Annotated in this window: 16 protein-coding genes; 11 read left to right on the top strand and 5 right to left on the bottom strand. The window is 69.5% G+C overall.

Annotation, left to right across the window (positions count from 1 at the left end; genetic code table 11):
* The first annotated feature begins 7 nt into the window (after positions 1-7).
* The 8 genes from E3U26_RS07415 to E3U26_RS07380 all read left to right on the top strand — a co-directional run bounded on the left by E3U26_RS07415 (position 8) and on the right by E3U26_RS07380 (position 8,553).
* Positions 8-217, top strand: a complete 210-nt coding sequence (locus tag E3U26_RS07415; RefSeq protein WP_036760400.1) for a TOBE domain-containing protein — start codon at positions 8-10, stop codon at positions 215-217.
* Positions 210-671, top strand: a complete 462-nt coding sequence (gene tsaA, locus E3U26_RS07410) for a tRNA (N6-threonylcarbamoyladenosine(37)-N6)-methyltransferase TrmO (protein ID WP_243784721.1) — start codon at positions 210-212, stop codon at positions 669-671. The genes E3U26_RS07415 and tsaA overlap by 8 nt, the downstream gene beginning before the upstream one ends.
* Positions 668-1,699, top strand: coding sequence for an iron ABC transporter substrate-binding protein (locus E3U26_RS07405; RefSeq protein WP_499104684.1), 1,032 nt, complete (start codon positions 668-670; stop codon positions 1,697-1,699). The genes tsaA and E3U26_RS07405 overlap by 4 nt, the downstream gene beginning before the upstream one ends.
* On the top strand, positions 1,668-2,684 hold the full coding sequence (locus tag E3U26_RS07400) for a FecCD family ABC transporter permease (protein ID WP_083539187.1): 1,017 nt from the start codon (positions 1,668-1,670) through the stop codon (positions 2,682-2,684). The genes E3U26_RS07405 and E3U26_RS07400 overlap by 32 nt, the downstream gene beginning before the upstream one ends.
* Complete coding sequence (locus E3U26_RS07395; RefSeq protein WP_499104683.1) at positions 2,672-3,445, top strand: ABC transporter ATP-binding protein; 774 nt, start codon at positions 2,672-2,674, stop codon at positions 3,443-3,445. The genes E3U26_RS07400 and E3U26_RS07395 overlap by 13 nt, the downstream gene beginning before the upstream one ends.
* A gap of 276 nt (positions 3,446-3,721) precedes the next feature.
* Positions 3,722-5,302 carry a S8 family peptidase gene (locus tag E3U26_RS07390; protein ID WP_208861597.1) on the top strand — a complete coding sequence of 527 codons (1,581 nt, stop codon included), beginning with the start codon at positions 3,722-3,724 and terminating at the stop codon, positions 5,300-5,302.
* 15 nt (positions 5,303-5,317) lie between these two features.
* Positions 5,318-6,625 carry a hypothetical protein gene (locus E3U26_RS07385; protein WP_499104682.1) on the top strand — a complete coding sequence of 436 codons (1,308 nt, stop codon included), beginning with the start codon at positions 5,318-5,320 and terminating at the stop codon, positions 6,623-6,625.
* A 317-nt stretch (positions 6,626-6,942) separates the two neighbouring features.
* Entirely contained in the window at positions 6,943-8,553 is a 1,611-nt protein-coding gene (locus E3U26_RS07380; protein ID WP_244295148.1) for an OFA family MFS transporter, read from the top strand.
* A gap of 44 nt (positions 8,554-8,597) precedes the next feature.
* Here E3U26_RS07380 and E3U26_RS07375 read toward each other — a convergent pair whose 3' ends face one another.
* Both E3U26_RS07375 and E3U26_RS07370 read right to left on the bottom strand, forming a co-directional pair.
* Positions 8,598-10,559 carry a sensor histidine kinase gene (locus E3U26_RS07375; RefSeq protein ID WP_499104681.1) on the bottom strand — a complete coding sequence of 654 codons (1,962 nt, stop codon included), beginning with the start codon at positions 10,557-10,559 and terminating at the stop codon, positions 8,598-8,600.
* The gene (locus E3U26_RS07370; protein ID WP_499104680.1) at positions 10,552-11,922 is read right to left on the bottom strand and encodes a sigma-54-dependent transcriptional regulator; all 1,371 of its coding nucleotides are present in this window, start codon (positions 11,920-11,922) and stop codon (positions 10,552-10,554) included. The genes E3U26_RS07375 and E3U26_RS07370 overlap by 8 nt, the downstream gene beginning before the upstream one ends.
* Before the next feature lie 189 nt (positions 11,923-12,111).
* Here E3U26_RS07370 and E3U26_RS07365 point away from each other — a divergent pair, with 189 nt between their 5' ends.
* A complete protein-coding gene (locus E3U26_RS07365) occupies positions 12,112-14,376 on the top strand; it encodes an FdhF/YdeP family oxidoreductase (RefSeq protein WP_499104679.1) in 2,265 nt (754 codons plus the stop codon).
* A gap of 319 nt (positions 14,377-14,695) precedes the next feature.
* A complete protein-coding gene (locus E3U26_RS07360) occupies positions 14,696-15,766 on the top strand; it encodes a CRISPR-associated endonuclease Cas3'' (RefSeq protein WP_499104678.1) in 1,071 nt (356 codons plus the stop codon).
* On the opposite strand, the gene E3U26_RS07355 is transcribed toward E3U26_RS07360, so the two are convergent.
* On the bottom strand, positions 15,687-18,224 hold the full coding sequence (locus E3U26_RS07355) for an ABC transporter permease (RefSeq protein WP_499104677.1): 2,538 nt from the start codon (positions 18,222-18,224) through the stop codon (positions 15,687-15,689). The genes E3U26_RS07360 and E3U26_RS07355 overlap by 80 nt on opposite strands.
* Positions 18,225-18,291: 67 nt before the next feature.
* Entirely contained in the window at positions 18,292-18,990 is a 699-nt protein-coding gene (locus E3U26_RS07350) for an ABC transporter ATP-binding protein (RefSeq protein ID WP_036749790.1), read from the bottom strand.
* A 73-nt stretch (positions 18,991-19,063) separates the two neighbouring features.
* On the opposite strand from E3U26_RS07350, the gene E3U26_RS07345 reads away from it, so the two are divergent.
* Entirely contained in the window at positions 19,064-19,705 is a 642-nt protein-coding gene (locus E3U26_RS07345; RefSeq protein WP_114537724.1) for an arylesterase, read from the top strand.
* 740 nt (positions 19,706-20,445) lie between these two features.
* Here the strand turns inward: E3U26_RS07345 and E3U26_RS07340 are convergent.
* The gene (locus tag E3U26_RS07340) at positions 20,446-21,525 is read right to left on the bottom strand and encodes a PLP-dependent cysteine synthase family protein (protein WP_243784730.1); all 1,080 of its coding nucleotides are present in this window, start codon (positions 21,523-21,525) and stop codon (positions 20,446-20,448) included.
* Between the last annotated feature and the right edge of the window lie 306 nt (positions 21,526-21,831).

Raw genomic sequence — 21,831 nt, 5'->3', positions numbered from 1 at the left:
TTTCCAGATGAAGCTCAGCGCAAGAAACGTCCTGCCCGGCACGGTGGTCGAGATCGTCACCGGCGCCGTCACCAGCCATGTCCGCATCGACCTGGGCGGCAGCGTGGTGACAGCCTCGATCACCAATGACGCGGTGAAGGAGCTTGGCCTGGTGGTCGGCAGCCGCGCCTCGGCCGTCATCAAGGCGTCCGACGTGATGGTGGGCGTGGATGAATGAGGTCGGCACCGACGACCTGCGACCGCATGAGCAGGCCGTCGTCCCGCCGCAGGGCTTCGACGCGCAGCTTTGGTTCATCGGCCGTATCCGCACGCCCTGGACCCGACGCGGCGACTGCCCGCATCGCGGCGATGCCGCCGACGGGCCGGACTGCCGGATCGAGCTGTTCGAGCCCTGGGTTCCGGGACTGACCGGGATCGAGGCGCATGCCAACCTGCAGATCCTTTACTGGATGGACCGGGCGCGGCGCGATCTGGTCCTGCAGAACCCCAAGTTCGGCGAGCGCGCGACCGGCACCTTTGCCCTGCGCTCGCCGGTGCGTCCCAACCCGATCGCCTCGTCGGTGGTGCGGCTGCTGGCGGTCGAGGGGCCGGTGCTGATCGTGCGCGGGCTGGATTGCCTGGACGGCACGCCGCTTCTTGACATCAAGGCCGCGTTCGGAGCGATGGCATGATGCGGCTGACCCGCCGCGCCCTGGCCGGCGTGCTTTCGATCCTGGTCGCGGCCGGCCCCGCCCTTGCCCAGGAGGGCAAGACCGTGACCGATGCCGGCGGACGGCAGGTCCGGGTTCCGGTCGATCCCGCCAGGGTCTTTGCCGCCGGCCCCCCTGCCGCCACGCTGCTTTATACGCTGAAGCCCCAGGCGATGATCGGCTGGGTCCGCGCGCCCAAGCCGGCCGATCTGGCCTGGCTGCGGCCCGAGGTTGCGGACCTGCCCGAACTGGGGCGGCTGACCGGCCGGGGCGACACGCTGAACCTCGAGGTGCTGCTTGCGGCGGGGCCCGACCTGATCGTGGATTACGGCACGGTGAACGCGACCTATGTCGATCTGGCCGGCCGCGTCCAGGAACAGGCGGGCGTGCCCTATGTGCTGATCGACGGCAGCTTTGCGCAGATGCCGCGGTCGATCCGGCAGATGGCCGACTTGCTCGGCGTCCCCGCGCGCGGCGAGGCCCTGGCGGCATATGTCGAAACCACGCTGGCGGATCTGGACGCGCTTCTGGCCGAGGTGCCGCAGGCCGCGCGGCCCAGGGTCTATCTTGCGCGCGGCCCGGAAGGCGTGGAGACCGCCGGCCGCGGCTCGATCAATGCCGAGATCATCGAGCGCGTGGGCGCAAGGAATGTCGTTGAGACGGAAGGCGACGGGCTTGCCACCGTCTCGCCCGAGCAGGTGCAAGCCTGGGCGCCGGACGTGATCGTCACCATCGACCGGGATTTCGCCGCCAAGGTGGCGCAGATGCCGGAATGGCAGGGCATTCCCGCGGTGGCGAACGGGCGCGTCCATCTGGCGCCCGCGGTCCCCTTCGGCTTCATCGACGCGCCGCCTTCGGTCAATCGCCTGGCCGGGCTGATCTGGCTTTCGCACAAGCTTTATCCCCAGGCCGCGATCGGCGACCTGCACGCCAAGATCGCCGAGTTCTACGCGCTGTTCTATGGCCGGCGCCCGGACGATGCCGCGCTGGCGGCCTTGCTGGGTGACTGAGCGGCGGCTGAACGGCTGGCTCGCATTGGGGCTGATCGCCACGCTGGCGATCGGCGCGGCGGTCGGCCCCTATGCGATCGCGCCGCAGCAGCTGGTGGCCGTCCTGTCGGGGGACCGCTCGGACCCGCAGGCGGTGACGGTGCTGTGGAACATCCGCCTGCCGCGGGTGCTGGCGGCGGCCATGGTCGGCGCGGCCCTGGCGGCGGCGGGGGCGGCCTACCAGACCACCTTCCGCAATCCGCTGGTCTCGCCGGACATCCTGGGCGTGTCGGCCGGGGCGGGGTTCGGCGCCGTGCTGGGCATCCTGCTGGGCTGGCCGGTCATGGCGATCCAGATGCTGGGTTTCGGCACGGGGCTTGCCACCGTGGCGATGGTCCTGGGCCTGACCATGGTGCTGCGCGGTGCGGGACAGGTGCTGGTCATGGTGCTGTGCGGCATCGCCATCGGCGCGCTGGCGGGGGCCGGGATCTCGCTGGTCAAGCTGCTGGCCGACCCCGAGCAGCAATTGCCCGCCATCACCTTCTGGCTGATGGGCAGCCTGGCCGGGGTCAAGCGCCCGGACATCGCGGCGGCGCTGCCTGCGCTGCTGGTCGGGCTTGCGCCGCTGCTGGCGCTGCGCTGGCGGATCGGGCTTTTGGCCATGGGCGACGACGAGGCGCGGTCGATGGGCATCGACGCCACCCGCCTGCGGCTGCTGGTCATCGCCTGCGCCACGCTGATGACGGCCGCGGCGGTGGCGCTGGCGGGGGTGATCGGCTGGATTGGGCTGATGGTGCCGCATATGGCGCGGTTGCTGACCGGCCCCCGCTTCGACCGGCTGCTGCCGGCGGCCATCCTGATCGGCGCGGGCTTCATGGTGCTGGTCGATACCAGCGCGCGCAGCATCGCCACGGTCGAGGTGCCGCTGGGCATCCTGACCGCGGTCCTCGGCGCGCCGCTTTTCGTCTGGCTGCTGGCGCGGGGGGCGAAGGCATGGAGCGAATGACCCCGCTGCTGACCGCCACGGACCTTGCCATCGGCCATGGCGGCAAGGTGCTGATCCGGGGCATCGATCTGAGCCTGGATCGGGGAAGCGTGCTTTGCCTGCTTGGACCGAACGGCGCCGGCAAGACCACGCTGTTTCGCACCCTGCTGGGGCTGATCCCGCCCGTCCATGGCCGGATTGCGCTGGGCGGCGAGCCGCTGTCCCGCCTGTCGCGGCTCCAGGTCGCCGCCCGGCTGGCCCATGTGCCGCAGGCGCTGGCGACGCCCTTTGCCTTTACCGCCCTCGACATCGTGCTGATGGGGGCGGCGGCCCGGCTTGGTCCCTTTGCCCGTCCGGGCCGGGCCGAGGCGGAACGGGCGATGGCGGCGCTGGACAGGCTTGGCATCGCCGACCTGGCCGGGGCCGAAGTCACCCGGCTTTCGGGCGGCCAGCGCCAGCTGGTGCTGATCGCGCGGGCGCTGGCGCAGGAGGCGGCGGCAATGGTGATGGACGAGCCCACCGCCAGCCTGGATTTCGCCAACCGCCGGCAGGTCGGCCATGCGATCCGTCGCCTCGCGGATGCGGGAACCGGGATCATCCTGTCCAGCCACGATCCCGACCACGCCGCCGCCATCGCCGACCGGGCGCTGCTCCTGAACCGTTCGGGCCTGCTCGCCTCGGGGACGGTCGCAGAGACGATGACGGCCGGGAACCTGTCCCGCCTCTATGGCATCCCGGTTCACAGGGAACAGGGGGACGACGGCCGCCTGCGCTTTTATTGACGGCGCCGATGCGGCAACCGGGGCGTCGCAAACAAAATGGCTGCCATTGCCCGCCAGTTTGCCGCGCGGGCGATTGACCGGCCTTCCAGACACTGCATTTCGGTCCGAATAGGCGCGCCATAGGCTGATTCAAAGGAAGGGGATTTCAGCGGCGTCCCCAATTTCACCGCGCGAAAATGGGCGCTTTGCTTTTGCGGATTGCCCCCATTCTCGTTGCGCGTTTCGAAAAACCCCGGTAATCTCAATATGCTGCAAAGGCTGCATGAGGTGGACTTCATGACCGCTGAAGAGACCCCCGGCAATATGGATCCGAACAGCATCCTGCTTCATAGCTGCGTGTCGCGGGATCTCTACGAGGCAATGACGCAAGGAAAACCGCCCGGCTCGGCCAGGGACGCATTTTCCGTCATGATCGAGATGAACAATAATTTCCCAGGTGGCGCGCGCATGGCTCGGGCGGCGCTCGTCGCGAGCTATCGGGAAAAGGCCGATGTCGCGAACGAACGAAAGCTGGGATTCGTTGCCGAAATCCTGGCCTTGGCCGAGATTCAGGGTCCGTGGAAAAAGATCGGCTTCAACGCGTCTGACGAACTCAACCTTGTTACCTCGTCCTTTACCGAAGGCTATCTTTTCGGGCGGCTGTCGCGCGGCACCATCCGGCGCATCGCGCAGAACTGCCAGGAAGAGCGGGACGGGCCGATCTACAAGCTGTGGCTGGACCAGCCTTTCCAGGCGAGCGTCTATAAATCCTACAAGACCATCAAATGCGATGCCGCGCGGGTCGCCTTCGGCGCGCAGGGCGAGGATATCGTCTGGGCGGTGGCCGATACCGGCATCGACGGCACGCATCCGCATTTCCGGCCCTACGACACGCTGGAGCCGCCGGCGGGCCTGAACCACTACGACTTCACCCGGACGCATGAAAGCGACAGCGCCGCGGCCAAGGCGGCGCTGTGCGACCAGGACGGGCACGGCACCCATGTCGCCGGCATCATCGCCGGCGAAACCAACGTCAGGATGCAGACCCCCGAGGGCAAGCCGCTGATCGACGGCATGGACATCAGCATCGACACCCGCCCCGACGGCATCAGGGTCGAGGAAAGCTCGCTTGCCCGGCCGCCCGAGGTGATCCTGGGCGTGGCGCCGCGAACGCGGCTGATCAGCCTCAAGGTGTTGTCGCGCGCCCGCGACGACAGCGGCATCAGCAATGTCATCGCCGCCATCGGCTATGTGCAGCGGCTGAACGAATACGGTCGCAACCTGCGCATCCACGGATTGAACCTGAGCCTTGGCTACAGCTTCGACCCGACCTGGTTCGCAGCGGGGCAAAGCTCGATCTGCAAGGAGGTCAACCGGCTGGTGCGCTCGGGCGTGGTGGTGGTGGTTGCGGCGGGAAATGCGGGCTTCGGCTATGTCGACGACCAGAACAGCAGGCTGCATTCCAGCGCCAACGCCTCGACCATCGCCGACCCCGGCAATGCCGAGCTGGCCATCACCGTCGGCTCGACCCATCGCGACCGGCCGCATGAATACGGGGTCTCGTTCTTTTCCGCCAAGGGGCCGACCGTCGATGGCCGGATGAAGCCGGATCTTCTGGCGCCGGGCGAGCGGATCGTTTCGTGCCATCCGGGCGACAAGGACCGCATCGCCAGCTTCAAGGAGCGCTCGGGCACAAGCATGGCCGCGCCCCATGTCTCGGGCCTTGTCGCGGCGCTGCTTTCCGTGCGGCGCGAGTTCATCGGCCAGCCCGAGCGCGTCAAGCAGATCCTCATGGACAGCGCGACCGACCTGGGCCGCGTTCCCAGCTTCCAGGGCGCCGGGCTGGCCGACCTGATGCGTGCGCTGCAATCCATCTGACCGCAGGAGCGAACCATGCCCGATATCGACGGAACCCCTCTGGTCTGGCTGAGCTTCGACAGCGAGGGCCGCCTGGACGACAACCCCAAGCCCCTGCACGCGCTGCACGAGGCCATGCAGAGGGTGCAGGCGACCGATGTGCTGGTCCTTTCCCACGGCTGGAAGAACACCCAGGCGCAGGCGGCGCGGCTTTACCAGGCGATCTGGCGCAATGCCCGGCCGCATATCCCGTCCTCGCGCCGCTTCGTGCTGGCCGGGATCGCCTGGCCTTCGGTCGCCTTTCCCACGGATTTCGACGACCGGGCCGGGCGCGAGACCGCAGGCGGGGCGCTGGCCGCGCCCTTGGCGGGCGGTCCGTCCGACCTCGACCCCCGGACCTTTGAACGCATCCTGCGCCAGTCCTTGCCGGGCAAGGAGAACGCCAGGCTGCGCAGCTTGGCCCGCGCCGCCGCGAGCGATCCCAGCGCCGAGACGAAAGCCGCCCTGGCTGCGGAACTGGCCAGGCGGATGCAGGCCTTGGCCGCCGGGGACGATGCCGAGCTTTCGGACGAGGCGGAGCTGATCGCCCGCCGGGCCAATAGCAACCCCGAGCTGCTGTTCCAGATCAGCGCGAAACCCTTCGTGCCGCGGGATGGCGAAGACGGTGGCGCGGCCGGCGGGGAAGGCGCCGGGCAGGTCGTCCGCGGTCCCCTGGCCAGCATCGCCCGGCTGGCGAACCAGTTCACCTATTACCCGATGAAGCGCCGGGCAGGAAAGGTCGGCCGCATGCTGGGCGGCTACCTGGACCCCCAGCCCTTCCTGGCGAATACCCGGCTTCACCTGGCGGGCCACAGTTTCGGCGGCAGGCTGGTCACGGCCTGCGCGTCCCAGATGACATCGCTGCGCCCGCAAAGCCTGACCCTGCTGCAAGCCGCCTTCTCGCATAACGGGCTGGCGGCCAGTTCGCCGGCGGGGCCGGGATATTTTGCCGATGTGCTGGCCGAACAGCGGGTCCGCGGTCCGATCGCGATCACCCATACGCATAACGACCGGGCCTGCACCTTCTACTATGCGCTTGCCTCGCGCCTGGCGGGCGATGGGACGATGGCGATCGGGGACGCCAACGACCGCTATGGCGCGATGGGCGCCAATGGCGCGCAGCATGTGGATGCCCTGCGCCATGGCGGCTTTCCCGCCTCGTCCGGCCATCGGCCCGTCGCGGGCAGGGTGAACAACTATCTGGCCGACAAGGTGGTCGTGGCGGTTCCGGGCGGAACGGATGCGCATAACAATATCGGCAATGCCGGGATCGGGGCATTGCTGGGAAGCGTCGTTTCGCTCTGACTGCCGGGTCGCCCGGACCTGCATTGACCCTTCCGTGCCAGGCGAAAACGGCCTGATTTCCTGACGGTTTCCGGCCTGGGCCGGGGCGCGCCGGACAACCTGTCCTGGCGGCTGGACAGATTGTCCATTGAAATCAACCCCATGCATTCCGCACCTTGTGCCAAAACCCGAGGGGAGCGGGACGGGGGATAAGCGTCCATGCTCGCAAGAAAAAGGGCAGGCGGCGGCCGGTTCCGACGGGTCGCGCGCGCATATTCGTTTCAGGGAGGGGAATGATGACGGCCATAGAAGATTTTCCAGGATTCCGGGCACCCTTGTTGTCCCGCGAGCGCACGATAGCGCGGCCGGGCTTCAACCGCTGGCTGGTGCCGCCCGCCGCGCTGGCGATCCACCTGTGCATCGGCATGGCCTATGGCTTTTCGGTGTTCTGGCTGCCGCTGTCGCGCGCCATCGGCATCAGCGACCCGGTCGTCTGCGAGGGGATGGGCCTGGTTTCGGCCCTGTTCACGACCAGCTGCGACTGGCGCGTCGCCGATCTGGGCTGGATCTATACGCTGTTCTTCGTGCTGCTGGGTTCCTCGGCCGCGATCTGGGGCGGCTGGCTGGAAACCGCCGGTCCGCGCAGGGCGGGCGTCGTCGCGGCCCTGTGCTGGTCGGGCGGCATGGTCGTTTCGGGCTTCGGGGTGATGACGCATCAACTGTGGCTGATGTGGCTCGGTTCGGGCCTGATCGGCGGCATCGGCCTGGGCCTGGGCTATATCTCGCCGGTCTCGACGCTGATCAAGTGGTTTCCCGACCGGCGCGGCCTGGCGACCGGCATGGCGATCATGGGCTTTGGCGGCGGCGCGATGATCGGGGCGCCGCTGGCGGACCGGCTGATGAACCATTTCCAATCCGTGACCGGCGTCGGCGTGTGGCAGACCTTCTTCGTCATGGCGGCGGTCTATTTCGTCTTCATGCTGGCCGGCGCCTTCGGCTATCGGGTGCCGCCCGCCGGCTGGAAGCCCGAAGGCTGGCAGCCCAAGGTCTCGGCCCGGAAGGCGGGGATGATCACCCGGCATCACGTCCACCTGAGGGACGCGCACAAGACCCGGCAGTTCTGGCTGATCTGGCTGGTGCTGTGCCTGAACGTCTCGGCCGGGATCGGGGTGATCGGCATGGCCTCGCCCATGCTGCAGGAAATCTTCGCCGGATCGCTGGTCGGCAGGCCGGACCTGGGCTTTACCCAGCTGGACGCCGGCCAGAAAGCGGCCATCGCGGCCATCGCCGCGGGTTTCGCGGGGCTCTTGTCGCTGTTCAACATCGCCGGGCGGCTGTGCTGGGCCTCGGCCTCGGACCGGCTGGGGCGCAAGACCACCTATTTCATCTTCTTCGGCCTGGGGATCGTGCTTTACCTGCTGGCGCCAAGTGCCGCGCACTCGGGCAACCAGGTGCTGTTCGTGGCGATGATCTGCGTCATCATCTCGATGTATGGCGGCGGGTTCTCGACCGTGCCGGCCTACCTAGCGGATGTCTTCGGCACGCAATTCGTGGGCGCGATCCATGGCCGGCTGCTGACCGCCTGGGCGACGGCGGGGATCGTCGGCCCGGTCGTCGTGAACTACCTGCGCGAGGCGCAGATCGCGGCGGGCGTGCCGCGGGCGCAGGCCTACGACTACACGATGTATATCCTTGCCGGGTTCCTGGCCGTCGGGCTGGTCTGCAACGCGCTGGTGCGGCCGCTGGACGAGAAGTGGTTCATGAAGCCCGAAGAGGTCGCGGCCCTGCAGGCCGGCGAGGCAACCGCCGGCCAGGTCCAGAGCGGATCGTTCGGGATCGACCGGGGCCGGTTCGACCTGCCGGCGATGCTGGCCTGGGCGGCGGTCGGCATCCCGCTGGCCTGGGGGGTGTGGACGACGATCATGAAGACCGCGGCCCTGTTCGGCTGATGGCTGCGCCCGCCGCCCATGGCCCGCAAGGCTGGACGGCGGGATCACGCGGCGGGCAGCCAGATGCGGAAGGTGCTGCCGCCCGCATCGCTGCTGGCGGCGATGCTGCCGCCTTGCCGTTCGACCAGCCTGCGGCAGATCGACAGGCCCAGCCCGGTGCCGCCGCTGCGCCCGCGGCTGGTGATGAAGGGCTCGAACAGGCGCTTCAGCACTTCGGGCGGGATGCCCTCGCCCTGGTCCGAGACCTGCAGCATCACCCCTGCCGCGCCGTCGCGGTCCTGGTCCTGCACCAGGATGCGGATCTCGCCGCCCCGCGGCATGGCATGGACCGCGTTGACGATCAGGTTGACCAGCACCTGCTGCAGGGCGATGCGGCTGATGCGGACCGGCCGATCCGAGCGGATGTCCCGGCGCAGCGAGACCGAGGACCGGGCAAGCATATGCGCCACCAGCGGCACGCAATCGGCCACGGCCCGGCCCGGATCGGAAAGGGGATGCTCTTCCGCGGTCTGGTCCGTCCGGGCGAAGTCCAGCAATTGCGCGACGATCCGCGAGATGCGCTGCACCTGCTCGTCGATCAGCCGCAATTCGGTCTCGGCCGGGGCGGCGGCCTTGCCCAGCACCTCGCGCAGCACGTCCAGGTTGCCCTGGATCACCGCCAGCGGGTTGTTCACCTCATGCGCGATCCCGGCCGAGATTTCGCCAAGGGCGGCCAGCTTTTCGGATTGGACCAGCTGGTATGTCGCGGTCTCAAGCTGTTGCGCGGCCCGCCGCAGCGCCGCCGTGCGCTCGTCCACGCGCCGGTTCAGCTCGTCGTTCCAGGCCCGCATCCGCCGGTCGTGGTCCTGCAATTGCGCCAGCACCCCGTCCAGGGCCAGGGCCAGTTCGGCGATCTCGTCGTCGCCGCGGCTGATGCCGGTGCGGGCGGCCAGGTTGCCCGACCGCACCCGCTCGAAGGTGGCGCCGATACGCTCCAGCGGGCGAAAGATGCCGCGCGCCCATCGCAAGAACAGCGGCACCGTCACCAGCGCCACGCACAGGAAGCCGACCAGCACCCAGCCCACCGTGCGGCGCCGGGCTTCGGCGAAGGGGCGTTCCAGGATGCCGACATAGATCATGCCGATGGTGCGGCCCGCGCCGTCGGCCAGCGGGGCATAGGCCGAGACATACCAGTCGTCCAGCACCTGCGCCCGGTCCAGCCAGACCTGCCCCTGGCCGATCACCCGCTCGCGCACCGCGGCCGAGGCGCGGGTTCCCAGCGCCCGGACGCCGCCGGGGACCGTGACGTTGGTGGCGATGCGCATGTCGCCCAGGAACAGCGAGGTGGTGCCGTGGCTGCCCTCGGGCAGGCTTTCGGGGCGATAGATCAGGGCGTTGATGCTGTCGATCACCGACAGGTTGCGGTTCAGCAGGATCCCCCCGACCAGGACCGCCTCGGCCTCGCTGCCGGGCAGCCTGGCCAGGACGAGCGATTGTGCCACCATGCCCCGCGTCTCGACCGGGGCCCGGCCTGCCGCCGGGTTGCCGGGCCGTTCCATTTCGGCGCGCGCGGCCAGCGCCGGGGAAAGGGCGCGCAGCTGGTCCCGGTCGAAAACCTCCAGCGTGTTTCGCGCGGATGCGGCGTCGCGCGGGGGTGCGGGGCGGATGCCTTGCGGGCTGGACGCCACCACGCGGCCATCCGGGCGGGCCAGATACAGGTAGTCCAGCCCCAGCCTGTGGCGATGGCTGTCCAGCAGCGCGGCCGGATCGGCCGTGCGCGCGAATTCCTCGGAGCGGGCCAGCATCTCGATCCGCTCGCCGGTGGTTTCCAGGATGCGGCCCAGGTATTGCTGCGCCACGGTCAGGTCGCTGTTGACCTTGACCAGCAGCAGCCGGTCGAGCTTGAGTGACCATTGATGCATGGTCGCCCCCAGAAAGACCGGCAGGATCACCAGCACCGGCAGCAGGGCGATGGCCAGAAGCTTGTGACGCACCGAGCGGCTGAGCGGACGCGCCGGCTCAGCCATTCCAGTCCGCCAGCCTGCGGTCGATGGTCTTGCGCGAAATGCCCAGCTGCGCCGCCGCCGCCTCGCGGTCGCCGTCGAAGGCGGCCACCGTGCCCAGGATCGCCCGCCGCTCGATCTCGGCCAGCGTCTGGCCGTCGCGCCTGCCCAGCGATGCGACCAGCGGCGTGAAGCGGCCCAGGATCAGCGCGCGCTCGACGGCGTTGCGCAATTCGCGGACATTGCCCGGCCAGTCATAGGTCGCCATGCCGGCCCGCACCTCGGGGGTGATCGGCACCTTGGGCGCTGCCAGCGTCCGGGACAGGGTATCCATGAACAGTTCCGCCAGGTCGAACATGTCGCCGCCGCGTTCGGCCAGGGTCGGCATGTGGATATGCAGCACGTTGATGCGGTAAAGCAGGTCCGCGCGCAGCCGCCCCTCGGCCACGGCGCGGTCCAGGTCGGCGTTCGCGGCAAAGATCAGGCGCAGGTCCACCGCCGTCTCGCGCTCGGACCCCAGCGGCCGGATCCGGCGATCGTCGATCGCGCGCAACAGCTTGGCCTGCAAGGCGACCGGCAGTTCCGCGATCTCGTCCAGAAACAGCGTCCCGCCGCGGGCCGAGCTGAACAGCCCCTCGCGGTTCCGGTCGGCGGCGGGAAAGGCGCCGCGCACATGGCCGAAAAGCTCGTCCTCCAGCATGTCGCGGGGGATGGCGGCGCAGTTCACCGCAACGAAGGGCATCCGCGTCCGGTCGGACAGGGCGTGGATCATCCGCGCCGCGACCTCCTTGCCCGTGCCCGAGGCGCCGGTGATCAGCACCGAGGACGGGGTCGGCGCCACGCGGGCGATGACCTGGCGCACGCGCTCGATGGCGGGCGAGCTGCCGATCAACTCGCTGCGCAGGCGGCCCAGGTCGATATTGTTGCGCAATTCCTGCTGCAGGATCAGGTTCTCGCGCCGCAACCTTTCGCCTTCCAGGCAGCGGGCGATGGTGTTCAGCAGCTGGTTGGTGCGAAACGGCTTGAGCAGGAAATCCGAGGCCCCGGCCTGCAGCGCCTGGATGGCCGTATCCAGGTCGGCATGGGCGGTCATCAGGATCGCGGGCGGGAAAAAGCCCAGCGGCCGCTGTTCCCGCAGCCAGTCGACCCCGCGCTGGCCCTCCATCAGGTTGTCGAGGATCACCAGGTCGAAATCGGTCCGGGCGACCAGCGCGCTGGCTTCGGCCGTGTTCGCGGCCAGCCGGATGGCGCGGCATTTCGACGACAGGATGCGTTCCAGGAAATTGCGCATCCCCGGCTCGTCCTCGACCCCCAGGATCGTGGCCTGCGCCAGCGCGTCGCCCTGGGCGGCATGCGCTTCCTGGCGGGGGTCGTTCTGGGTTCCCATCATCCTCTCCCTCGGCGGGACAGTGGCACCGGCCCGCCTTGCTTGGCAAGCATCGGATGCAGGGGGCGGGGGCAAGATCAACGGACAGATTGTCCAGGACGGGCCGACAGGCTGTCCGTTGAAATCGCGGCGCCGGTCTGTTGCCATCGGGGGCAGGGGCCTGCACGGCCCGACAGGAGAACCGCGCCGATGTCCGACCGCAAGCCCGTCTACAAGGCCTATCACCATCCCGCAGGCGGCTGGGGCGCGGCCGCGGCGACGGCCAGGGTGCTGATGGAGCAGAGCGTGCTGACCAAGGGCTCGCGCGCGCTGCTGTCGATGAACCAGCCCGGCGGGTTCAAATGCCCCAGCTGCGCCTTTCCCGATGCCGATTGCCGCAAGAAGCTGGAGTTCTGCGAAAACGGCGCCAAGGCGCTGGCGCATGAGGCGACGAAATCCCGTGTCACCCGCGACTTCTTCGCCCGCCACGGCGTCACCGAACTGATGGAGCGGTCGGATTACTGGCTGGAGATGCAGGGCCGGCTGACCGAGCCGATGCGCTACGACCCCGCGACCGACCATTACGTCCCGGTCGGCTGGGACGATGCCTTCGCGCTGATCGGGCGGCACCTGCGCGGCCTCGACAGCCCGCACCGGGCCGAGTTCTACACCTCGGGCCGGACGCCGAACGAGGCGGCCTTTCTTTATGCGGTCTTCGTGCGCGAGTTCGGCACCAACAATTTCCCCGACTGCTCGAACATGTGCCACGAGCCGACCAGCCGCGGCCTGCAGCCCGCCATCGGCATCGGCAAGGGCACCGTGGTCATGGCCGATTTCGAACATGCCGAGGCGATCTTCGTCATCGGCCAGAACACCGGCACCAACAGCCCGCGCATGATGACCAACCTGGTCGAGGCCCGCAAACGCGGCGTGCCCATCGTCACCATCAACCCCATGCCCGAACGCGCCCTGATCCGCTTTGCCGAGCCGCAGGACGTGGTCCAGATGGCGACCTTCGGCTCGACCAGGATCTCCAGCGAATTCGTGCATGTGAAGATCGGCGGCGACCTGGCGATCCTGAAGGGGATGATGAAGGTGATCTTCGAACGCGACGCGGCGGGCGAGGACGTCATCGACTGGCCCTTCGTCAACGCCCATACCGCGGGGCTGGACAAGGTCCGGGCCGAGATCGAGGCGCTGGACTGGGCCGCGCTGGAGCGCCATTCGGGCATCGACCAGGCACAGATCCGGCGGCTGGCCGAGATCTATATCCGCTCGAAGGCGACGATGATCTGCTATGGCATGGGGGTGACGCAGCACCAGCAGGGGTCGCGGCTGGTGCAGCAGGTCGCGAACCTGCTGCTGTTGCGCGGCAATTTCGGCAAGCCGGGGGCCGGGATCGCGCCGATCCGCGGGCATTCCAACGTGCAGGGCGACCGCACCGTCGGCATCGACGAAAAGCCGTCGCAGGACTACCTGGACCGGCTTGCCGCCGTCTTCGGCTTCGAGCCGCCGCGCGAACACGGCCATCACGCCGTCGAGTCGGTCGAGGCCATGCTGCGCGGCGAGGCCAGGGTCTTCATCGGCATGGGCGGGAATTTCGCCCGCGCCATGCCCGACACCCAGCGGACCTATGCGGCGATGCGCAAGCTGGACCTGACCGTCGGCATCGCGACCAAGCTGAACCGGGGCCACCTGGTCCATGGCCGGGACGCGCTGATCCTGCCCGTGGTGGCGCGTTCCGAGATCATCCGCACCGCCAGGGGCGAGCAGTTCGTCACCATCGAGGATGCCATGGCCAACGTCACCGCCTCGCGCGGGGTGCTGGAGCCGCCCGGCCCCGACTGCCTGCCCGAGGTCGAGATCGTCTGCCGCATGGCCCTGGCCACCCTGCCCGGCAGCCGCACGCCATGGGGCGAATACATCCACGATTACAGCGCGATCCGCGACCGGATCGCGGATGTCTATCCGGCGATCTATGCCGATTTCAACAGCCGCATCAAGGCGCCGCGCGGCTTTCACCTTGATGTGCCGCCGCGCCGGCGCGTCTGGGCCACGCCGAACGGCAAGGCGAATTTCCTGCCGCTGCCGGGGCTGGAGGTCAACGACCCGGTGGACGACCCGCAGATGCTGCGGCTGTCCACGATCCGCTCGCACGACCAGTTCAACACCACGATCTACAGCTACAACGACCGTTACCGGGGCATCCACGGCGACCGCATGGTGCTGTTCATGAATGCGGGCGACATCGCCGCGCGCGGGCTTGCCGACGGCCAGGCGGTGGCGCTGGAGACGATCAGCCGCGACGGCCGGCCCCGGCGGGTCGAGGGGCTGACGGTCGTCGCCTATCCGATGCCGAGCGGCTCGGTCGCGGGATATTACCCGGAGCTGAACCCGCTCATGCCGCTCGACTACCACGACCACATCACCGGAACGCCCGCCGCGAAATCCGTCCCCGTGCGCATCGCCACCTGATCGGGACTCCCGGCCGCGACCCATTTCCCGCGGCGGGAAAAGCCCGTTCAATCCGTCGAAGCGGTACTGCCGGCAGCCGCCATCTGGAGCAGGAGTTTGCCAATCGGATCCGTGGCTTGCGGGTTACGGCCGCCCCGCGGAATGCTGGCTGATGCTGACGAGTCGGTCTGTGAACCAGTCAGCGGGGCCGGGCGGGAATGGCGATGGCAAACTATTGTGCGCATACGGGTAGCCGCAAGGATCGCGCCGACTGGCAATTGCCGGCCGATCAGCTTCGGAACACGGCCGCGCTGGCTGCGGCGCGCTGCGCGCCCCTGGGTTGCAGGCCGCAGCGCATATAGCGGGTCTTTTTCATGACTTCGGCAAGTATGACCCTGCCTTCGGCCGCCTTCTCGACGGTCAGAATGTCCGGGTGGATCATTCGACGGCCGGCGCCGCCCTGCTTTACGCCCAGTCACCCGCCGGCCTGCGCCCCTGCGCCGAGGTGATCGGCCATGCCATCCTGGGCCAACATGCGGGCCTGCCCGACCGCTATGGCGCGGACAGCAGCATGGAGCGCCGGCTCGACGCTTTCCGCGATCCTGTTGCGCCGGAAATCTCGGCGGCGGCCGGTTCGGATTTCGGTCCCTTCGCCAGGGAACTGGCGGCGCTAGATGCGGCCGGGCTCCTGCGGTTTCGATCTGTCGGGCGCCGCGCGCATGGCGTTTTCCGCGATACCGAGTCCTTCTATGCCGGACTCGAGGGCAGGCAGCCCGACCGCACCTGGCCGGCCCTGGCCGATCTGTTGCCGGACTGGAGACGCGCCTTAGACACGCATATGGCGCAATTCGACCGCGATGGCCCGATCAACCGCCTGCGCGCCGATATCCTGGCCCATGTCCGGCGCGGCGCGGCCATGGCGCCGGGACTGTTCACCCTGACCGTGCCCACCGGCGGCGGCAAGACGCTGGCCTCGCTGGGGTTTGCGCTGGACCATGCCGCAGGCCATGGGCATCGCCGGATCATCTCCGCAATTCCACGCGCGGAGGCGCGGATCGAAACTCCTTGGGGATTCAGGCCTACACCATGCAGGCCGGTCGCCTCCTTCGCGGAGGCGTGGATCGAAACACCCAGACCTATGGCCAGCCGTTCCGCCTGGGCAAACCTCCTTCACGAAAGCGCGGATCAGCAGGCACCCATTGCTCGGGAAAGGCTGAAGGGCTGCAAGGGGCCTGGCCTTTCCGGTATTCGCCGACGGCGATCATGCCAGTGCGAGGGCCCGATAGACATAGGCGCGGTGCCGATGGCACGAAGCCGGGGCGGCTCGCCCCCTAGCCGTCCTGCGCCCGCAGCACCTGGGCCGGGCGCGCGGACAGCGGGCGCAGCGCAAAACCGATGCCGGCCAGCATGACCGCAACCACGCCGCCCAGGATGATCGCCACCGCCGAGACCGGCTCGAACACGTAGCGCGTCTCCATCACGAAGGTGATCACCGCCCAGCCAGCGACCCCACCGGCAAGGATGGCGACGAGCCCTGCCGCGGCCCCCATCAGCGCCGAGCGCAGCGCGAAGGACGCAAGGATGCGGCCCCGCGTCGCGCCCAGCGTGCGCAGGACCGCCGCCTCGAAGAGCCGCGCCCGCTCGCCCGCCGCGGCGCCGCCGATCAGCACCATGAACCCGGTCACGAGCGTCGCCCCCGCCGCCCATGCGGCAGCCGAGGCGATGGCGCCGAGCGCCTCGGTCACCCGATCCGCCGCATCGCGAACCCGGATCGCGGTCACGTTCGGAAAGGCGCGCGCCAGATCGCGCAGGATGCGGCCCTCGGCCTCGGTCCCGGCATAGACCGTGGCGATATGGGTATGGGGCGCGCCGCTCAGCGCGTTCGGGCTCATCGACATGACGAAGCCGAGGCCGCCGGTCGAGAAATCGACCGCGCGGAAGCTGGTGATCCGGGCCTCGATGTCGCGGCCCAGGATGTTCACCGTGATCCGGTCGCCAAGCGTCAGCCCCAGTTCCGCGGCCTCCTCGGCCCCGAACGAGACCTGTGGCGGGCCTTCGTAGCCCTGGGGCCACCAGGTGCCGGCAGTCACCGTGGTGCCTTCGGGCGGGGCTTCGGAATAGGTGACGCCGCGATCCCCGCGCAGCACCCAGTGGTCGCCCGCGACCTCGGCGGCGGGTCGGCCGTTGATGCGGGTCAGGATGCCGCGCAGCATCGGCGCGCTTTCCACCCGCTCCACGCCGGGGTCCGCATCCAGCCGGGCGCTGAACGCCGCCATCTGGTCGTTCTGGATGTCGAGGAAGAAATAGGCCGGCGCGCGGGCCGGCAGGTCGCGGTCGATGGCGGCGCGCAGGTTGGCCTCGATCTGTCCCACGCTGGCCAGGACAGCAAGGCCCAGCCCCAGCGAGAGGATGACCGAGGTGGTTTCCTGCCCCGGCCCGCCGATGGCCGACAGCGCCAGCCGTAATGTCGGCCGCCCGCGCAGGGCGGGCCTGCGCGCCAGGAACCGCGCCGCGCGGCGCACCAGCACGGCCGACAGGACCAGCACCCCCAGCGCCGCCACGATGCCGAAGGCCGCCCCCAGCGCCAGTTGCGGCACGCCGGAAAACAGCGCCGCCCCGCCGATCAGCACGGCCGACAGCGCCGCGGACACCGCCCACCACACCGGCCGGGGCCAGCCGGGCGCCGCGCCCGCCGCCTCGCGGTAAAGCGCCGCCGCCCGGATGCGGGCGGTGCGCGCCAGCGGCCAGAGCGTGAAGAGCAGCGCGGTGGCGATGCCGTAGAACGCCGCCTCGGCCAGCGGTGCGGGCCAGGGCGCAAAGACCGCCGGCACGGGCAGAAGGTGCTCGATCATAGGCCCCAGTGCCAGGGGAATGGCCGCGCCAAGGATCAGCCCAGCCCCGACCCCCAGGGCGGTCAGCGCCGCGATCTGGAACAGATAGGTCAGGAACACCACCCGCTGATCGGCCCCAAGGGTGCGCAGCGTGGCGATGGTCGCCGTCTTGCCCGCCAGATAGGCGCGCACCGCCGCCGAGACGCCGACCCCGCCCACCGCCAGGCCAGCCAGCCCGACGATCACCAGAAAGGCCCCGATCCGGTCCACGAAGCGTTCGATCCCCGGCGCGGCGCGGCGGCTGTCCCGCCAGCGCAGGCCGGTATCGGGGAAGGCGGCCATCGCCTCTTGCCGCAGGGCGTCAAGGTCCGTCCCAGGCGGCAGGAGCAGGCGGTATTGCGTGTCGAACAGCGTGCCCGGCCCGATCAGCCCCGAATCCGCCAGCGCCGGGCTGGCGACCAGCGTGCGGGGGCCAAGGCCGAAGCCGCCCGAGGCGCTGTCGGGTTCGCCCACCAGCACCGCCGCCAGGCGAAAGGATTGCAGGCCCAGCCGGAACCTGTCGCCGATGCCAAGGCCCAGCCGGTCGACCAGCACCCGGTCCATCACCGCGCCCGGCAGGCCGTCCTTGTTCGCCAGCGCCTGATCGAGCGGCATCGGCGGGTCCAACTCGACCGTGCCGACCAGCGGATAGGCGCCGTCCACGGCCTTGACCTGGGTCAGGCCATGCTCGGCCGCGTCGCCTTCGCCCACCACGGCCATCGAGCGAAAGTCGATTACCTCGGAGGTGCGCAGCGCGACGCGATCCATGAAGGCGCGCTCGGCCTCGGTGGCATGGCGATAGGTGAACTGCATCTGCGCATTGCCGCCCAGCAGGATCGCGCCCTGGTCGGCCAGCCCCGCCTGGATCGAGGCGCGCACGATGCCCACCGCAGCGATGGCCGCGACGCCAAGGACCAGGCAGGCCAGGAAGATGCGGAAGCCGCGCAACCCGCCGCGCAGCTCGCGCCGGGCAAGGCGCAGGGCCGTGCGGGCGCTCATGGCCGGACCGCGGGGCAGGGGGCGCTTCGGCCCGGCACCCGCGCCGGGCGGCAAGGGGACCGGGCCGTCATTCCGCCGCCCTCTGTCCGGCCGCCTCATCCTCGATCCGGCCGTCGGCCAGATGCACCACCCGGTCGCAGCGCGCCGCGAGTTCGGGCGCATGGGTGACGAGGATCAGCGTCGCGCCGTGCCGGTCGCGCAGACCGAACAGCAGGTCCATGATCGCCCGGCCGTTCCTTCCGTCCAGGTTGCCGGTCGGCTCGTCGGCCAGCAGGATCGCGGGGCGCGTCACCGCGGCGCGGGCCAAGGCCACGCGCTGCTGCTCGCCCCCCGACAGCTGCGCGGGATAATGCCCGGCGCGTTTCTCCAGCCCCACGGCAGCCAGCTCGGCGGCCGCGCGTTCGAAAGCGTCCTTCGCGCCCATCAGCTCCAGCGGCACGGCGACGTTTTCCAGCGCCGTCATCGTCGGGATGAGGTGGAAGGACTGGAAGACCACGCCCATATTCCCCCTGCGGAACCGGGCAAGCGCATCTTCGTCCAGCGCCGTCAGATCGCGACCCAGCGCGCGGACGCTGCCCCCCGTGGCCCGTTCGAGCCCGCCCATGAGCATGAGGAGAGAGGACTTGCCCGAACCAGACGGACCCACCAGCCCCAATGTCTCGCCCTGCGCCACGTCCAGGGTGATGCCTTTCAGGATTTCCACCGGACCGGCGTTTCCCATCAACGTCAGCCGCGCTTCGCGCAGCGAAACCACCGGCTCCGTCATCACCCGTCCTTCACCTGACCGTCCTGCCTCGGGATATGGGGCCGGGCGGGATTTCCGCAACCGCATGATGGCGATGATGTCCGTGGTCTTCATCGGTTTGGCGCTGCTGGCGCTGCCGGCGGCGGCAGGGCCGCTGCGGCTGGTGGCGCTGGGCGACAGTTTGACGCAGGGCTACGGCCTGCCGCCGGACCAGGGCTTCGTGCCGCAGCTGGAGGGCTGGCTGCGGGCCGAGGGGCGCGAGGTGACGGTGCTGAACGCCGGGGTCTCGGGCGACACCACCGCGGGCGGGCGGGCGCGGGTCGGCTGGGCGCTGGCCGATGGGGCGGATGCGATGATCGTGGCGCTGGGCGGCAACGACCTTTTGCGCGGCATCCTGCCCGAGGTCAGCCGCGCCAACCTGGACGCGATCCTGGCCGAGGCGGCCGCGCAGGACGTGCCCGTGCTGCTGGTGGGGATGGAGGCGCCGGGCAATTACGGCCCCGAATACCGCCGGGCCTTCGACGCGATCTACCCGGACCTGGCCCAGGCGCATGACGTGCCGCTGGCGGGCAGCTTCCTTGCGCCGCTGCTTGAAGGCACGGGCGATCCCGCGGGCTTGGGCGCCTATCTGCAACCCGACGGGCTGCATCCGAATGCCGAGGGCGTGGCGCGGATCGTGGAAGGGCTGGGCCCCGAGGTGCTGCGGTTCCTGGACGGCATCGAAGGGAAGGAATGACATCGCCGGGAACCGGGCTCTGCGCCGGCTGCCGGGCGACGGCGTGAACGCGCAGGCGGCCATGCCCGCAAGTTGCCGAGGCGGGCTCTCGCATCAGGCCGACAAGGGGCCAGTTTGCGGCTGACCGCTTCGGGAAGGCTGCAATCCGACGCGACCGGGCTGCGGTCATCGGCCGGCGGCTGTTTCCCGCCCTCGGGCGTTCCGGCATCACGCCAGCGCCTTGCCCAGGCGTAGAGCCGCGCCATCGCCAGGTCCAGATCCGCGTCCGTGGTCCGGTGATGGCACAAGGCGGCCTGCGGCCTGCGTTCGCCATGCACCCAGGTATCCGAGAAGGCGGCCACCCCCTGTTCTTGCAGCCGCATCATGATCTCGGCGTTCAGCGCCGCCAGCGCCTTTGCGTCCAGCCCGCCCGGATCGTGGCGGAAGCAGAGGATGTCCAGCGTGACGGGCGACAGGCGGCGCACCGCGGCTGGGCGTCGATCCTCGCGGCAAGGCGGTGGAGCTGGTCGATGTTGCGCCCGAAATCCGCGCGCCTTGTTCCTTGAGCATCATCCATATCTTCAATGCGCGAAATCCGCGTGGTGCAGGGCTTCCGCGCCGCCTGGGGCAATGGGGTGCCCGACGGGGCGGTCGCGCAGGGCTGCCGTGCGGGCGATGGCGTCCCGCCGCGGCATGGGCGATGCAGGCGAAGGCATCCCAGTCCTCGGGGTCCAGCGTCTCAGGGCGCGCGGCCCTGGCGCTCATCCCATCCGGTAGCCGGGGGTGGATTCGGAAAGCGCGCGTTCCTCGTCGTCCATGTCCTCGGGGATGTCCTGGAACAGCGGGGTGGACAGGTAGCGCTCGCCTGTGTCGGGCAGCATGGCAAGGATCACCGTGCCGGGCACGGCCTTTTCGGCGATGCCCATCGCGGCGGCAAAGGTCGCGCCGCCCGAGATGCCGGTCAGGATCCCCTCGCGCGCGGCCAGCTTTTTCGCCCAGGCGACGCCATCCGCGCCGGGCACGGTGACAAGCTCGTCATAGCCGCCCTTGTCCAGCGCCTCCTGCAGCACGAAGGGGATGAAGTCCGGGGTCCAGCCCTGGATCGGATGCGGCTCGAAGGCCGGATGGCTGGCCGCCGGCGCATCCGCCGCGCCCCGTTGCTGCGCGATGCCGCTGGAGACCAGGGCGGCATTGGCCGGCTCGGCCAGCACGATCCGGGTCTGGGGGCGCTCCTTGCGCAGGACGCGGGCCAGGCCGGTCACGGTGCCGCCCGTGCCATAGCCCGTCACCACGCAGTCGAGCCTGCGCCCGGCGAAATCGCCCAGGATCTCGCGCGCCGTGGTCGCCTCGTGGATGTCGGCATTGGCCGCGGTCTCGAACTGGCGGGCCAGGAACCAGCCGTGTTCCTGCGCCAGTTCCACGGCCTTGTTATACATCCCCGTGCCCTTTTCGGCGCGGGGCGTCAGCACCACCTTTGCCCCCAGCAGCCGCATCAGCCGCCGCCGCTCGACCGAGAAGCTTTCCGCCATGGTGACGACCAGCGGATAGCCCTTTTGCGCGCAGACCATGGCCAGCCCGATGCCGGTGTTGCCGCTGGTCGCCTCGACCACGGTCTGCCCCGGCTTCAACGCGCCTGAGCGCTCCGCCGCCTCGATGATGTTCAGCGCCAGCCGGTCCTTGACCGAGGCGGCGGGGTTGAAGAACTCTGCCTTGACGTAGAGATCCACCCCGTCGGGCGCCAGGTTGTTGACGCGGATCACCGGCGTGTCGCCCACCGTGTCCAGGATGCTGTCATAGAGCCGCCCGCGACCGGCGGTCGTCCTTGTGCCTTGCGTCGTCATGGTCCGATTCCCTTGGCTAAAGATGAAGCGATCATGGTCCAACGGCGATCGGAATGCTTGATCGAACCATGAAGAAGTCGTGCAGGTGCCCCCGCTTTGCGATAGGCTTGCGCATGATCCACATCTTCGGCGACTTCGAGCGGGATGACCAGAAATTCGAGCTGCGGCGGAGCGGTTCGGCTGGAGCCACAGGGGTTCCTGGTGCTGCGCGGGCTTTTGCGGGCTGGCGGGCGGCTGGTCGGCAAGGGCGAATGGTGGATGTCCTCTGAGGGTCGTGTCCGACGCCGACGCCGGCGCCGCCACCCG

Source organism: Paracoccus ferrooxidans (assembly GCF_029909815.1).
Taxonomy (GTDB): domain Bacteria; phylum Pseudomonadota; class Alphaproteobacteria; order Rhodobacterales; family Rhodobacteraceae; genus Paracoccus; species Paracoccus versutus.
Note: the sequence above shows the minus strand (reverse complement) of the source record. Positions and strands in the feature narration are given on the sequence as shown.

Coding starts and splice junctions, on each gene's coding strand:
- E3U26_RS07340 (WP_243784730.1), bottom strand. CDS start 21,525: ATGACGACGCAAGGCACAAGGACGACCGCCGGTCGCGGGCGGCTCTAT.
- tsaA (WP_243784721.1), top strand. CDS start 210: ATGAATGAGGTCGGCACCGACGACCTGCGACCGCATGAGCAGGCCGTC.
- E3U26_RS07345 (WP_114537724.1), top strand. CDS start 19,064: ATGATGTCCGTGGTCTTCATCGGTTTGGCGCTGCTGGCGCTGCCGGCG.
- E3U26_RS07405 (WP_499104684.1), top strand. CDS start 668: ATGATGCGGCTGACCCGCCGCGCCCTGGCCGGCGTGCTTTCGATCCTG.
- E3U26_RS07350 (WP_036749790.1), bottom strand. CDS start 18,990: ATGACGGAGCCGGTGGTTTCGCTGCGCGAAGCGCGGCTGACGTTGATG.
- E3U26_RS07385 (WP_499104682.1), top strand. CDS start 5,318: ATGCCCGATATCGACGGAACCCCTCTGGTCTGGCTGAGCTTCGACAGC.
- E3U26_RS07395 (WP_499104683.1), top strand. CDS start 2,672: ATGGAGCGAATGACCCCGCTGCTGACCGCCACGGACCTTGCCATCGGC.
- E3U26_RS07390 (WP_208861597.1), top strand. CDS start 3,722: ATGACCGCTGAAGAGACCCCCGGCAATATGGATCCGAACAGCATCCTG.
- E3U26_RS07400 (WP_083539187.1), top strand. CDS start 1,668: ATGCCGCGCTGGCGGCCTTGCTGGGTGACTGAGCGGCGGCTGAACGGC.
- E3U26_RS07355 (WP_499104677.1), bottom strand. CDS start 18,224: ATGAGCGCCCGCACGGCCCTGCGCCTTGCCCGGCGCGAGCTGCGCGGC.
- E3U26_RS07375 (WP_499104681.1), bottom strand. CDS start 10,559: ATGGCTGAGCCGGCGCGTCCGCTCAGCCGCTCGGTGCGTCACAAGCTT.
- E3U26_RS07365 (WP_499104679.1), top strand. CDS start 12,112: ATGTCCGACCGCAAGCCCGTCTACAAGGCCTATCACCATCCCGCAGGC.
- E3U26_RS07415 (WP_036760400.1), top strand. CDS start 8: ATGAAGCTCAGCGCAAGAAACGTCCTGCCCGGCACGGTGGTCGAGATC.
- E3U26_RS07370 (WP_499104680.1), bottom strand. CDS start 11,922: ATGGGAACCCAGAACGACCCCCGCCAGGAAGCGCATGCCGCCCAGGGC.